We start from the raw sequence: 14127 nt of genomic DNA, 5'->3' as shown, positions 1-14127 counted from the left end.
GTTTTATCTTGTGCCTAGATTTTAAACATACTATGAAAAATATCAAACGCTACCTACCTATTTCACTTCTAGTTGCTGGAGTTTCCACTTGGGTCTCCTGCTCACCAAAAGAAACGGAAGTTGTCGTCGAACCAATCGATGAGACTTACGCTGTTCAAACTGGAACAATGTTGATCAATGTCGACACGCTTTATACAGAATTTGAAAATCCTTGGGGAATGACCTGGCTTTCTGACGGAAGGATGCTTGTCACTGAAAAAAAAGGTGAAATCCTTATTTTCAAAGACGACAAATTCACTGGCGAAAAAGTCCAGGGGCTTCCAGAAGTTTGGACACAAGGTCAATCAGGACTATTGGATATTGCAGCTCATCCTAAATTTGAAGAAAACGGCTGGATATATATTTCCTATGGAAAACAAATGCCAGACAGTGCGTCTTCTACAACCATCATGAGATTCAAATTAGAGGGCAATAATGCTGTCAATCAAGAAGAGCTCATCCAATCTCTTCCTGCTTGGAAAAGCAACCAACATTATGGTAGCCGAATTGTATTTGATAATGACGGATATCTTTACTATTCGAGTGGGGAGCGTGGAAACACCCCTACCAATGCGCAGGATCTAACTAATTCACATGGTAAAGTCCACCGTATTAATGACGACGGAACAATCCCAACAGACAATCCTTTTGTAGGTACTGAAGGAGCTGAAGCATCTATCTGGACTTATGGCAATAGAAATCCTCAAGGCTTATATTTCGACAAAGAGAATAATAGACTTTACGAAACAGAGCATGGCCCACAAGGCGGCGACGAGCTGAACTTACTCGAAAAAGGTAAAAACTACGGCTGGCCAGTGATTACCTGGGGAATTGGCTATGACGATAAACCAGTGTCTGACATTCAGGAAAAAGAAGGAATGGAGCAACCTTTAACCTATTATGTGCCCTCAATCGCTACTTCAGGCGTAACCATGGTTACTTCAGATAAGTACCCAGCTTGGAAAGGCGACATGCTTATCGGCGCTTTGAAGAAAATGCACATCAATCGGGTAGATATGAATGGAGCAGTTGCGGGTGAGCAAGAAATAATGCTTCAGGACATCGGACGTGTACGTCAAGTTTCACAAAGTCCAGACGGCTATATTTATGCCATTACCGAAGGAACTGGATTGATGGTGAAATTGATCCCAATTAGATAGTCCAAAAAAAAATAAATACAAAGCTCTCTAAGATTTTTAGAGAGCTTTGTTCTTTTTCAGCTGATCAATATCCAAAAAATCTTTAGCTCTAGCAGCTCGTGCTTTACTTTCTATCAAATCATCAAAGTTTAACCCTTTCCATTTTTTTAGCGGAAAGCCAATAATATTCACTTCATCTGCACTCTCATAGGCTTCTTCAAAAGTTTTACCAATTTCAAATCTTGTAATCAATTCCAAGTCTAGATCCTCTGGAGTGAACTTTAAGGAAATAATCTTCACTTGATTCCTCATATCCTCAGGAAACTCTACAACTTCAAATCCCATTTCAGTAAATGCTTTAACCAGTTTGGAAAGCTTTCTTCATCACTTTTAATACAGAAATCCACATCAGCCGAGTGCCTTTGATATCCGTGAAAATTAACGACTCCTCCACTACCAACAACGTTTTTACCTCATGTATATTCGCAAGCTCAATAAACTCACTAATATTTCCCTTCCAGATTTGACTCATTTTCTTCTTTCAAGAATGAAATTGCCTTTAGTACGGTCTTCGAAAGATATTTTTGAAGGAAACATATGATTTATCTTTCTGCTCAAAGCTAAAAATGCCATAAAACGATCCGCCCCATAAAGAGCAAGAAACTCTTCCCTTCTAATTTTATTACTCCTCTTTTGTCAAAAATCTAATCTCCATTTCTTTAAGATAAAAATTGTAAATCTGAAATGGAAATAGCTAATACCTTCATTTTTGATTTTTTACACAAAATCTACATCTACGTTAAAAGGATATTTCATCAAAAACTGTAGCGCATCCTCAATCTCTAAATCTTCGAAAAGCACGCGATAGAGGTTTTCAGTGATAGGAGCTCGCAAATCAGCAGTCTCCAAAAATGCCTTGATGATTCTCACTGTATTGATTCCCTCCGCCACTTCATCCATATCTGCGAGGATAGCATCGAGAGTTTCACCTTTTGCAAGCCTAAATCCTACTGTAAAATTCCTGGAATGCACCGAGTTGCAAGTAGCAACCAAATCACCTATTCCCGCCAAGCCCATTACAGACTTGATGCTTCCACCCAGCGCATTGCCTAAGTGAATCATCTCCACCATCCCACGGCTTATCAGTAAGCCTTTAGCATTTTCTCCCAAGCCTAATCCAGCCAATGCTCCTGAAGCGATGGCTATAATATTTTTCAGCACTCCACTGATTTCCACTCCGATGATGTCAGAATTACCATAAACTTGGAATTTCTCAGACCTCAATAAGTTCTGACCTTCTAGGATCACCTCATTGTATTTACTGGCAATCACTGTAGCAGCTGGCTGACCTTGGGCAAGCTCTTTAGAAAGATTCGGACCTGCCAAACATCCCACTCGAACAGCGACCGTTTCTTGGAGTATCACTTCACTCATAGTCAGGATTTGACTACGCTTGATTTTTTTGACAGTCTGCAGCGTTTCTCCCGCTTTAAGGTTCAGACAAAGTCCTTTTGTCCCGTGAATAATCAAATGATAAGGAAAAAGAAAAGGAGAGAAAGTCCTCACCACGTCCTGAAATCCAGCAGAAGGAACCATAAAAAATAGCACATCGCAGCTTTTGCAAAGATGCTCTGGATCATTTGAAGCAATTACATTTACACTCAGCGCTTTTCCTTGGGCAGAATGAGAAGTATTGATCTCATCGACCACTTCCTGCTTTCGTGCATAGACCATCACTGGATTTTTGGCAGCCAGAATATTTGCTATAGCTGCACCAAAGCTTCCCACTCCGATTACACCGATATACTTTGCTTTAGTAGAGTTTTTCGAGTCCATATCCGGTTAATCTGTTGTGATAAAAGTAAAGCAAGCTCATATCATCAGTACCTATATCTCCATTTTTATCTTGAATAATTGGTCGCTTTGAATGGTACATACCCACATTTTCTATTCCTCTCTTGATGATTTCATCCATATCCTTCGAAAGATGTGGAGCAGTATTGATAAGCCCCTGAGACTTGAGTTCTTTGATTCTATCCAAAACAAGCTGACAACTGGCCTTAAAATCTTCATAGGGGATAGTAATATCTTCCTCTGGAAGTCTAAGTAAGTCAAACAAATCCAGCTTTCTGTTTTGCTTTTTGATCAATTCAAAAGCTACGAAAGCCACCAAATGTGAATTAAAGACTCGGTTAATTTTATGAAATTCCTCCACGATTCGCTTCCCGAGCATATTCGTGTACTCTTCCTCCCGCTGAATATCTACAGAGACGTTTCCCCCGGAAACGAAATAATCACGCGTATTAATTATACGACCATGCTTATCCATACTTCGGCCATCCACATCCACATAATTCCCAAGCACATCCATCGCTTTTCCTACAGAAACTGAGATATCTGATCCTTTGGTGAAAAACTTGATTAGGAACTTGGAGATTTTGTATGAATTGGAAAATTCATCATTCTCCTTATAATATCGCTCTTGTCCGGTAATGCTCAAATGATCCCGAATCAAACTTGGAGCCTCCAGCACAAAGTGGTAATTGATAGTCACAGGCACGATGAAAATCTTACCAGAAATATCATTCAGCCCATTCTCAAAATTTGCCCGCTGAGCTTCGATCGCAGTACTAATAAGTCCTAGCTTGAGTTTTGTTTCGATCATTCCGCTTCGGGATCTGGTGCCTCCAGGGAAAAACAAAGAGTGACACCCAAACTGAATAGCTTCCTTAGAATACGTCTTTAGCGTCTCGAGGTACATTAGATTTTTCTTTCTTCGATCCACTTTGTACGCGCCAAGTGAATTCATAAAGTAAGCGAAGATTGAAATATTGAAAAGATTCAAACCTGCTCCGTAGATAAATGGAGGCAACCCCAAAACGGATATCACCCAGCCAATCAAAATACTATCCAGATTACTGAAGTGCGTAGGAACCATGACCACGGTTCCTTTAGTGGCCAGATCACGCAATTGATCCGTTTCTCCAGTAATCTGAATTTTATCCTGAAGGGTATATTGATTACTGAAAATAGATTTAAAGCCTTTCACACGTGCCGCATTCAGCAATCGCGAAAACCCGTAAGTAACTACCGAGCGAGTGAATTTATAGTGCGTAGCTTTGAAATTACTCGCAATTTCCTCGGCATAGCGAGCCGTAATTTGATTCAAGATCGACTTATAAGCCTGAAGTTTTTTGACTTTACTTCTTCCGGTTTCGGTACTTATCTGAACCAAAGAAGATTTAACTCCACTCCAGAAAGACCCGTCGTCATCCGGATCCACTACCCATGGATTCTGCTTAATTCGAAGTTTTTCGCGGTAAAGTGTCGTTTCTAACTCTTCCTTGAGAATATCAGGGTTATTTCCGGTTAGTTTGAGAATCCTATTTTCTGAAAGATCAGCCACTTTCTTCACAAATTCCTTCCGCTCTCTCGCCAGCTTCACAACCGGCCATTCGTCTTTGCTAGGGTGGATTGGCTCGTACTTATGTTTGATATATTTCTGCTCCAAGTGGCTGGTTTTTATTAAAAATCAATTCAAAGATAGTGAAAATGCCCTTTCCGGTGCGAATGATCAATGTGAAGAAATAGATGCCACCCGAGACTTTGACTTCACCAAAATAGCCACAATTGCTGATGTGATCACACCCATTATTAAGGCTCCTGCCGCGGACATGATCATGTAGCTTTGCAAATTGAAGTAGGACTCGGCATTTTCCTGAGTCATTTCGCCTGTGCTTACAGCATAATTAATGACATTGGTGAAATACTCTGGACTAATCAATACACTGGTTATATATTGAGAAAGTGGGCTAAGAATCGCAACTATTAGCGTAATTATCAAACCGGACATAAATCCTTGGTAATAACTCATCACCCCGTGATAGAAATTTTTTCTTTTGTCCAGCAATGCAAAGACATAAATAGCGATGGAAGGAATTGCCACCAAGTTGGTCATCGTGGCATGATCTGAAATTTTCTCATCATGCCAGCCTAAGGACTTTTCTAAAATCATCCAAGCCAGCATCATGACTACAAAGATCAAGGCCCACTTGATTTCGATCTTAATATTTTTCATACTTTCTGGGATTATGGATGCAAAATCATCAATACAAAATACATAATTTCTTAAAATCCACATCATTTTCGATTGATTCCTACACCTAGGCGCTCAACCCCTTGCCCATGAGCTAAAGGGTATTATTTTTACAGCATCAAAGACCGGATGAAACCAGACCTTAAGCAAATACAAGTTCCCATAGAGAATGAAATGGCTCAGTTTGAGCTAAAATTTCGGGACTCTATGAAAAGTAAGGTTAAGCTTCTCGACCACATTACCAATTATATCGTCAAGCGCAAAGGCAAGCAAATGCGCCCAATGTTTGTATTCTTGACGGCAGGTGTTTGTGGCGGAATAAATGACGCTACTCATAGAGGCGCTGCGCTTATAGAATTGTTGCACACCGCTACGCTTGTTCATGATGACGTCGTGGATGATGCGAACTACCGACGCGGATTTTTCTCGGTAAATGCACTTTGGAAAAATAAAATCGCTGTGCTTGTCGGTGATTACCTGCTCTCTCGAGGATTGCTCTTAAGTGTGGACAACGGCGACTTTAAATTGTTAAAAATCGTCTCTAATGCGGTAAAAGAGATGTCTGAAGGCGAACTTCTCCAAATCGCCAAAGCACGAAAACTCGATATTACAGAGGAAGTTTACTACGAAATCATTCGACAAAAAACTGCCAGCTTATTGGCGTCTTGCTGTGCTGTAGGTGCTTCAAGTACAGAAAGTACTGACGAAACAATCGAAAAAATGCGGGAATTCGGAGAGAAAGTCGGAATGGCATTTCAGATCAAAGACGACCTATTTGACTACGGCGAAGATGAAATCGGCAAACCTGTGGGCATTGACATCAAAGAAAAGAAGATGACACTTCCTCTTATTTTTGCGTTGCAAAAAGCTGACTGGCTTGAGAAAACGAAAATCATCAACCTGATCCGCAATCACAGCGAAAATAAGAAAGCAGTAAATCAGGTGATCAGCTTTGTGAAGAAAAGCGGTGGTCTAGAATATGCTAAAACCATTATGGACAGATATTACATAGAGGCGCTCGATATTTTGAAGACTTTCCCAGAATCAGCCTACAAAACCTCTTTGGAAGGATTGGTAAGCTATACTATTGAAAGGAAGAAGTAGGGTTTTTTCAGTATTTATGCGCAGATAGGTCAGTGATCTAAATCGCCTTGACATACGGGCTGGAAGACCGAAGACCGGTGACCGAAGTTCCGGAATTGCTAGTGTTTATCAGCAAATAAGCCGCTTTTAATCTTTTTCGATGACTATATGCAGAAGGCGAATCATTTTTTATCGTTTACAATCCCGTATAACACATCCTAATTGATCTCAAGATTGATGTCACTGGAAAGATTTTACAATTGATCAGTTCGATCTCTGAAAAAATCGGTGAGGCAAAATCGTCACTATTTAAAGCGACTTTAGATACCCCTTAAACTCCTCAAAGTCATTTCCCATCGCAGTCACATCTTTCTCCCCTTCCAGAAAAGCAGCCAATCGCTCAGGTAAAATCACTTTTTCCCCCAATGCTTTTTCAACTGTACCGCGGAATTTTCCAGGATGTGCAGTTTCCAAAAAAACACCTTGGTAATTGGAATTTTCACCCATAAAATCCTTCAAGCCTTTATATCCCACAGCACCATGTGGATCAAGCATATAGCCAGACTTTTTCACTTGTTGCATCACTTCTATCGTCTCTTCATCAGAGTAGAAATAGCCTTTTACATTATCCTTTAGCACTTGCTCGTCTCCTCCATACAAGGCCAAAAGCCTAGGGAAGTTACTCGGATTACCCACATCCATGCTATTGCTAACCGTAGCGATAGATGACATCGCTTGAAAATCCGCGCCATTCAAAAAGTCAGGAACTACCCTATTTACATTCGTGGCGGCAACAAATTGATCAATCGGCAAGCCCATTCTTTGGGCTAAAATACCAGCTGCAATATTCCCGAAGTTCCCTGAAGGAACCGCGAAAGCTACTTTTTTATCATTTTTTGGAAGTCTGGAAAAAGCGTAGAAATAGTAAAGGCACTGCGGAATCCAACGTGCGACATTAATTGAGTTTGCTGAGGTTAGCAGAAGCTTTTCATTCAACTCGGCATCCAAGAACGCCTCCTTCACCAACTTCTGACAATCATCAAAAACGCCATCCACTTCCAGAGAAGTGATATTTTGACCCAGCGTAGTAAACTGCTTTTCCTGCAATTCACTTACTTTCCCCTTCGGAAAAAGAATGATCACATCCACCCCATCTACCCCTAAAAATCCATTTGCCACAGCACTCCCAGTATCTCCAGAAGTCGCCACAAGCACCCGGACTTTACGATCAGACTTCTCCAACAGCATACTCATCAATTTGGAACAAAAACGTGCGCCAAAATCTTTGAATGCCAAAGTAGGCCCATGAAAAAGCTCCAAACTATACACATCTTCTTCTAGCTTCACCAGCGGCGCATCAAAAGTCAATGTATGATCTACCAGTTCCCTGATTTGCTCTTGACTCAAAGCTGAGGAAAATAACGCTCCTATGACTTCATTGCCTATTTCCTGAAAACTCATTTCTGGAAATTTATCCAAAAGCTTTTTTGATAGAATTGGAATTTCCATCGGCATATAAAGCCCTTGATCAGGCGCCAAACCTTTGATCACTGCCTCAGCAAGATCTACTTGATGATCAGAATTATTTGTGCTAAAAAACTTCATATCCTTATTTTTCTTCAATGACGTAAGCGCCTTTGGTATTGATTTCAGAGAAATACACATCTACTCCAAGTCCAATTCCCTGATAGATTTTCTCAGCCGCTTCAGCCATAGCTTCAGCAGTTTCCTTCCCTTTGGAAAGAGCGAAAAGTGTAGGACCTGAACCCGAAATCCCCATCCCTAGCGCTCCAGCAGCTTTTAACGCTTCGCGTACTTCATAAAACCCCGGAAGCAGCACTGCCCGATAAGGCTCGGCGATCACATCCCGAAGTGATCTGGAGATCAACTCAAAATCACTTTCATATAACCCGGCAACTAACCCAGCCACATTCCCTGACTGAATCGTCGCATGCTTCATAAGAATCTGATCTCTCAGCACCGATCTGGAATCTGCCGTATTCAATTCAAAATGAGGATGCAAAAGAGTGCAATACAATCCTTCTGGGACAGGAAGTTTGATTACATCCAGCGGATGATAATCACGAATCAACACGAAGCCTCCCAATAAACTTGGCGCCACATTATCTGCATGACCAGCTCCACAAGCCACTTTCTCTGCAGCTATCGCAAAAGGCAATAAATCTTTCTTCTCAAATGGATCTCCCAAAAGTCTATTCGCTGCAGCCAAAGCTGCCACGGCACTAGCGGCACTGGAACCCATTCCTGATCCCAAAGGCAAACCTTTAGTCAGGATAATATTCATGCCTACATCAGTTCCCAATTCATCCAACATGGCTTGAATTGCCACTGCGCAGGTATTTTTCTCTGCTTCAAGAGGCAGTTTCCCTCCGTCTCCTTCTATAGAAACGACAACTAACCCAGGCTCATCTTTCAGAACCAATTCTACCGTATCGCCCATCGCATCAATCGCGAACCCAAGAATATCAAATCCACAGGAAACATTCGCGACAGTCGCAGGGGCGAAAGCTTTAACCGAGCGCATTATTCTCTAGTATAGTTACCGATACGAATCACATCCGCGAATACACCCGCAGCAGTGACATCTGCTCCAGCACCTGGCCCTCTGATAATCATTGGTCTATCATGATATCGATCTGTAGTCAGTAGAATCATATTATCACTTCCTCCCAGTCCACTAAAAGGATGCGAAAATGGAAGGGAATTCAATCCAACTTTGGCTTTTCCATTTTCTAAAGTAGCCATGAAGCGAAGTTTCTCTCCTTTTGCTTCGGCAGCTCTGAGCATTTCTGTAAAGTCTATGTCGTGTGTTTTTAGCACTTCAAAAAACTCAGGAACTGAACCCAAATTCTGACAATCTTCAGGCACCATGCTTTGGATTTCTATAGAATCAAATTCTAAATCCTGCTCAGCTTCCCGACCTAAAATCAGAATCTTTCTCGCCACATCCATCCCACTCAAATCATCTCTTGGATCTGGCTCAGTGAAGCCTAATTCTTTTGCCTTTTTCACCACTTCTGAGAAAGGATCACCTTTTTCAAGTTCGGAGAAAATATAATTCATGGAACCAGAAAGTACCGCTTCGATACGGATCACCTTATCTCCACTTAGCATCAAATCTTGTAATGTATTGATTACAGGAAGTCCGGCCGCAACATTGGTTTCGTATAAGAACTTCACTCCACGTTTTTTCGCCAACTTCTTTAAAGACCGGTATTGCTCCATAGATCCAGAATTAGCCTTCTTATTCGGAGTGACTATGGCCACTTTAGCTTCAAGGATCTGAGAATATAGCCCAGCTACATCCTCACTTGCTGTGCAATCCACAAATACTGTGTTGGAGAAATTCATCTCTTCCATGGTTCTGATGAACTTATCCAGATCAGTTTTCTCATCAGAATCACTCAGTTGATACGGATTGCTAAGGTCAAAGCCATCCTCATGGAAGGCCATAAAACGGCTGTTTGCCATACCGTGAATCTGAATATCCAGCTCATTGTCGCCACGTAGCTTTTGCTGTTGGTTTGCGATCATTTTGATCAAAGCCTGACCTATTAATCCAGTACCCACTAGAAATACGTGAAGCACTTTGTTTTCAGAAAGGAAAAATGCCTCATGGAGCGCATTCAGGGCTTTTTGCAAATCTGGCTGAGGAATCACCGCTGAAATGTTCAACTCCGAACTTCCCTGTGCAATTGCGCCCACGTTAATATTATTTCTTCCCAAGGCTCGGAACATTCTTCCGGAAGCACCAGGGTTATGTTTCATATTTTCACCCACTACCGCTACAGTCGCTAGGTCATGCAAGAGAATAACTTCATCCATCTCACCAGATTTGATCTCGTAGAAAAACTCTTTTTCCACGGCTTCTTTCGCCAGATAAGACTCCTGAGTCTTGATCGCCAAACAAATGCTGTGCTCTGAAGATGCTTGGGAGATCAGCAAAACATTCACTTTTGCCTCTGCCAATGCTTTGAAAACACGACTTGTACCGACTGCAGAGTCAAGCATTCCTGCACCTTGTACGGTGACAATGGACACATTTGGGATAGAGCTGATTCCTTTGATCAAAGCACCCGGGCTTACTTCTCCATTGATTAGTGTGCCTGCATTTGTAGGATCAAACGTATTCTTGATGTAGATCGGGATGCTCCTACGCATCGCTGGCTGCATAGTCGCAGGGAAAATTACCTTTGCCCCAAAATGCGAAAGCTCCATCGCCTCATTGTAGCTCAGCTGAGGAATAGTGAATGCGGTATAAACTAACTTCGGATCAGAAGTGAGCACACCAGAAACGTCAGTCCAAATCTCGAGATTCTCTGCTTCCAAAGCCGCTGCAAAAATCGCTGCGGTATAATCAGAACCAGATCTTCCCAAGGTGGTAGTTTCTCCTTTGGCAGTAGAAGCGATAAAACCAGTGATTATCTTGATCCCATCGTGCTTGGCAAAGTAGTTTTTGATTGCTGTATTAGTGAATTCAAAGTCAACTTTTGCCTGTCCAAATCTATCATTGGTGCGAATCACCTCTCGGGCATCTAAGAACTGCGTTTTGAAACCCTGTCCCTGCATAGACTCAGCCAGGATAAATGCCGCAAGTCTTTCTCCAAAACTTGCCACATAATCCAGTGTACGGGGAGAATTTTCTTTGATCAGGTAGATTCCATGAAAAAGATCCTCTAGTTCTTTGAATCTCACTTTCACAAAAGTCATCACAGTGGATTGGCTTTGCACCGAAATGAGTTGGCGGACAATAGTCAGATGCTTTTCTTCGAGCGTTTGCAATACCTCGCGATAGGCCTCGTCCCCTTCTCTGGCCAGCTGAGCGATCATCAGCAAACTCTCCGTCACTCCACCAAAAGCAGAAAAAACAATGGCTACTTCATGCTCTTTGAGTTTGTCCTTAATGATGGAGAAAACTCGCTGTATATTTTCTGGGTTGGCTACGGATGAGCCACCAAACTTGATGATTTTCATATGTTATTATTGGTTTTTATTGGTCACACCTGCCTGCCGGCAGGCAGGTGGAATCTCGCATTACTGATAATCATACCTCTGAGTGAACCTTCAGTCATGCTCGATTTCATAAATTAAACTTCTGAAATTAATTAATGGGAAATTAAAATAGACCTATAAAAGGCCACGGGGGCGGGTACTTTATAAATTGCAACGGGATCAACCCGTAATGGTGGTACCAATCCATGTCGTCATAGAAAAAGTGGTGCAGGCTCTCGATTCCATGGCTGGAAGTAGATTTAGGTCTGAAGAGATTTTTGCTGCAAATACCATAACTGGACAATTGACTGGGCAATCTTACTGCCAAAATTTCTATTAGCCAAACAATCCATTAGAGTTTTTTGAAAAAAACCGAAATTTGATTGGAAATAAAGCAACAATTCCACGAAAAACTGATAATCTAATATAATCGTTGCCGAAGTGATTCAAATTCAAAATTGAATTTGGAACCAATTTACTTAAATTCGTCTAGGACGAAACCCTCGAAAAAATGCGATCATTTAAAACCTTATCCTTTGGACTTATTTTCTTGCTTTTTGCAAGTTGCGGCAGTACCAAAGCTATAAATCCTTTAAACCTTCTGACAGGAAATAGCTGGACTCTTTCATCTCTAATGGGCAAAGGACTCGATATGAATCAGTTTGCAGGAGGCATTCCCTCATTGGCTTTTCTGGAAGACGGCAAGCTTTCTGGATTTTCTGGCTGCAATAATTTCTCAGGGAATTTCTCGCTAGAAGGTACTGGTATCGAACTTGACCCTGGAGCAATGACCAAAAAAATGTGCCCTGGCTCTGGAGAGCAGGATTATATTTCAGCTTTAGGCAAAGTAGGCGATTTGAAAATAGGAAAAGACAAACTCACCTTACTCGATGGAGCCACCGAGTTGATGAGTTTTGTGCCAAAGAAAGACTGAGAAATATCTTACCCATGCGCTATTACGCAAGTAAACTTCTTCTCTTTGCTTAGGTAGAGACGGAAGACCGATGAAGGGTGACCGAAGTAGCCTAAAACCTTAAGTTCACCAAATCCTTTGATGCTTTAGCTTTTTAAAAAACTGATTTATATAAAACTTAGAGCAATTCAGTGATCAGGATAGATTTTCCACGGAATTCTACCTGATCATTTTTTTTATGTCCAACCAAAATCTCACCAAGCGGAGAGTTTTTGCTTAGCATAAAGAGCTTTTGACCATCAACAGTTATTTGGCCCAAACTGATTGAAATCAGATATTTATCTGTGCCTAATTGAACCAGACTACCTTCTTGCACGGAGGAAGATGGTTGTTTGATCGCCTGAAATCTGCACAACTCGTCAAATTCGAAATTCGCCTGCTTGAGCTGATTTTCAACAGTCATAAGATCACGAGACATCGTCTCTCTGCCCGTTTCAAACTTATCTCCAGCGCTACTTTTCGTATCCTCCAGAATGCCATCATTGATCGCCTTGCGCTCAGCCTTCAAGAGGTTGATTTTCTCTTTCACCTGCACTATCGCAGTCTGATAAACTTTTTCTTTAAACGTATTCATAAATTATCAAGAGCAGCCGTCTTTTTGGCGAGTATCGATTATATAAACTATTTTCCAGCCTTCGGCCATTTTCACTAATTGAAAAGAATTCACACCACAGTGGCTGAATTTGTCATTGTAATAAAATTCATACGGAGTCCAAGCAGTAGCCATCGGCCCGTCAATGTTGATTTGATAGTCAGTGATTCTTTCGTCTAGCTTTGCCTCTGCAGGAAGACTTCCTATTCCTGTGACAAAATCAGCAACCGATCCAGCTTTTACCACGCCTATCCCGCCAGTAGTCTCTATCGTCTGCATGATTGCATTTTCTGAAAATACAGCCCCAACCTGATCTGCATTTTTAGCTCTCATTCCTTCAAATAGAGATTCGATTACAGCTTTCACAGCCACCTCATCGGACTGAGAAAATGCTGGAATTGCCATCATAAAGACAAAAAAACCAAGTAAAACGGATTTCATTTTCATAAGGATAAGTTAAACTTCACCATAAAGTTTGAATGTCATATTTCGAAGTGCATGGGTATTTACAGCATAATGCATTGTTTCTGCGATCTCGTCTGAGCGCACCCATTTGCTAAAATCAGCAGCTGGCATAGACTCGCGATTTGGAGGCGTATCGATAATACTTGGTACAAAAACATGCGATCGGATGGGGGTGTTCTTAGTCTCCTCTCCTACTATTTCGGCCAGTGAGATGACTAATTTCTTGCTTAAGGAATAGGCCAAAGTTCCACCAGCATCCTCAATTTGTAGCGCAGGTCTGGCTCCTACGAAAAGAAATGTGCCTTTTTCCTGATTCTTCATGATCGGCAAAAAGCCTTTTACCAAATGAAACGCTGAGAAAAAATTCAGTGTGAACATTTTCTCCAGATCTGCTTGGCTTGTTTCCTCTATTCCACCCATCGCAAAACCACCTACTAAAAACGCCAGCGCATCCACACTTCCATATTGTAAATGGTACTCTTTGATGAATTCAGCAACGGCATTTTCATCTGTCACATCTACTTCGTAGATATCATCAGCATCTTCCAATTCATAGTCTTTGCCTGGCTGAACCAAAGCAATAATGTGATATCCTTCGCGAGCGAACTTCTCCACGACTGCTGATCCCAGATTTCCTCCTGCTCCTGTGATAATGATATTTCTGCTCATACTACTCCGAAATTCTTTCTGATATTTGTTAAAAATAGCCTTAATTTTTCGAAAACGA

At 41.5% G+C, this 14127-nt stretch carries 14 protein-coding genes; 3 read left to right on the top strand and 11 right to left on the bottom strand.

Annotated features, from left to right (window positions below):
• Positions 1 to 32 precede the first annotated feature (32 nt).
• Entirely contained in the window at positions 33 to 1199 is a 1167-nt protein-coding gene (locus BVH04_RS15690) for a PQQ-dependent sugar dehydrogenase (protein WP_086542415.1), read from the top strand.
• Between the two features lie 36 nt (positions 1200 to 1235).
• Here BVH04_RS15690 and BVH04_RS25840 read toward each other — a convergent pair whose 3' ends face one another.
• The 5 genes from BVH04_RS25840 to BVH04_RS15670 form a co-directional block, all read right to left on the bottom strand.
• Complete coding sequence (locus BVH04_RS25840; RefSeq protein WP_205635870.1) at positions 1236 to 1523, bottom strand: hypothetical protein; 288 nt, start codon at positions 1521 to 1523, stop codon at positions 1236 to 1238.
• 13 nt (positions 1524 to 1536) lie between these two features.
• Positions 1537 to 1710, bottom strand: a complete 174-nt coding sequence (locus BVH04_RS25835) for a hypothetical protein (protein ID WP_205635869.1) — start codon at positions 1708 to 1710, stop codon at positions 1537 to 1539.
• 245 nt (positions 1711 to 1955) lie between these two features.
• Positions 1956 to 3014, bottom strand: coding sequence for an NAD(P)H-dependent glycerol-3-phosphate dehydrogenase (locus BVH04_RS15680; RefSeq protein ID WP_086542414.1), 1059 nt, complete (start codon positions 3012 to 3014; stop codon positions 1956 to 1958).
• Positions 2992 to 4689 carry a 1-acyl-sn-glycerol-3-phosphate acyltransferase gene (locus BVH04_RS15675; protein ID WP_086542413.1) on the bottom strand — a complete coding sequence of 566 codons (1698 nt, stop codon included), beginning with the start codon at positions 4687 to 4689 and terminating at the stop codon, positions 2992 to 2994. Before BVH04_RS15675 ends, BVH04_RS15680 begins: the two co-directional genes overlap by 23 nt.
• 63 nt (positions 4690 to 4752) lie before the next feature.
• Positions 4753 to 5256: a DUF4199 domain-containing protein gene (locus BVH04_RS15670; RefSeq protein ID WP_086542412.1), complete on the bottom strand. Its 504-nt coding sequence runs from the start codon at positions 5254 to 5256 to the stop codon at positions 4753 to 4755.
• 147 nt (positions 5257 to 5403) lie between these two features.
• Here BVH04_RS15670 and BVH04_RS15665 point away from each other — a divergent pair, with 147 nt between their 5' ends.
• Positions 5404 to 6378, top strand: coding sequence for a polyprenyl synthetase family protein (locus BVH04_RS15665; protein WP_086542411.1), 975 nt, complete (start codon positions 5404 to 5406; stop codon positions 6376 to 6378).
• 288 nt (positions 6379 to 6666) lie between these two features.
• On the opposite strand, the gene thrC is transcribed toward BVH04_RS15665, so the two are convergent.
• From thrC to thrA, 3 genes are read right to left on the bottom strand one after another with little or no spacing between them, the layout of a single operon-like run.
• Positions 6667 to 7962, bottom strand: a complete 1296-nt coding sequence (thrC, locus tag BVH04_RS15660; protein WP_086542449.1) for a threonine synthase — start codon at positions 7960 to 7962, stop codon at positions 6667 to 6669.
• Between the two features lie 4 nt (positions 7963 to 7966).
• On the bottom strand, positions 7967 to 8902 hold the full coding sequence (locus BVH04_RS15655) for a homoserine kinase (protein WP_086542410.1): 936 nt from the start codon (positions 8900 to 8902) through the stop codon (positions 7967 to 7969).
• Positions 8902 to 11352, bottom strand: a complete 2451-nt coding sequence (gene thrA / locus BVH04_RS15650; protein WP_086542409.1) for a bifunctional aspartate kinase/homoserine dehydrogenase I — start codon at positions 11350 to 11352, stop codon at positions 8902 to 8904. Before thrA ends, BVH04_RS15655 begins: the two co-directional genes overlap by 1 nt.
• A 529-nt stretch (positions 11353 to 11881) precedes the next feature.
• On the opposite strand from thrA, the gene BVH04_RS15645 reads away from it, so the two are divergent.
• Complete coding sequence (locus tag BVH04_RS15645; protein WP_086542408.1) at positions 11882 to 12304, top strand: META domain-containing protein; 423 nt, start codon at positions 11882 to 11884, stop codon at positions 12302 to 12304.
• A gap of 157 nt (positions 12305 to 12461) precedes the next feature.
• Here the strand turns inward: BVH04_RS15645 and BVH04_RS15640 are convergent, their stop codons facing one another.
• Genes BVH04_RS15640 through BVH04_RS15630 form a run of 3 tightly spaced genes read right to left on the bottom strand, consistent with a single transcriptional unit; the run spans position 12462 to position 14069 of the window.
• On the bottom strand, positions 12462 to 12917 hold the full coding sequence (locus BVH04_RS15640) for a hypothetical protein (RefSeq protein WP_086542407.1): 456 nt from the start codon (positions 12915 to 12917) through the stop codon (positions 12462 to 12464).
• A gap of 6 nt (positions 12918 to 12923) precedes the next feature.
• Positions 12924 to 13382, bottom strand: coding sequence for a nuclear transport factor 2 family protein (locus tag BVH04_RS15635; protein WP_240510950.1), 459 nt, complete (start codon positions 13380 to 13382; stop codon positions 12924 to 12926).
• A 9-nt stretch (positions 13383 to 13391) separates the two neighbouring features.
• Positions 13392 to 14069 carry an SDR family NAD(P)-dependent oxidoreductase gene (locus tag BVH04_RS15630; RefSeq protein ID WP_086542406.1) on the bottom strand — a complete coding sequence of 226 codons (678 nt, stop codon included), beginning with the start codon at positions 14067 to 14069 and terminating at the stop codon, positions 13392 to 13394.
• Positions 14070 to 14127: the final 58 nt, after the last annotated feature.

It is taken from the genome of Algoriphagus antarcticus, assembly GCF_002150685.1.
GTDB classification, from domain to species: Bacteria; Bacteroidota; Bacteroidia; order Cytophagales; family Cyclobacteriaceae; genus Algoriphagus; species Algoriphagus antarcticus.
This window is presented reverse-complemented; position numbering and strand designations above follow the sequence as displayed.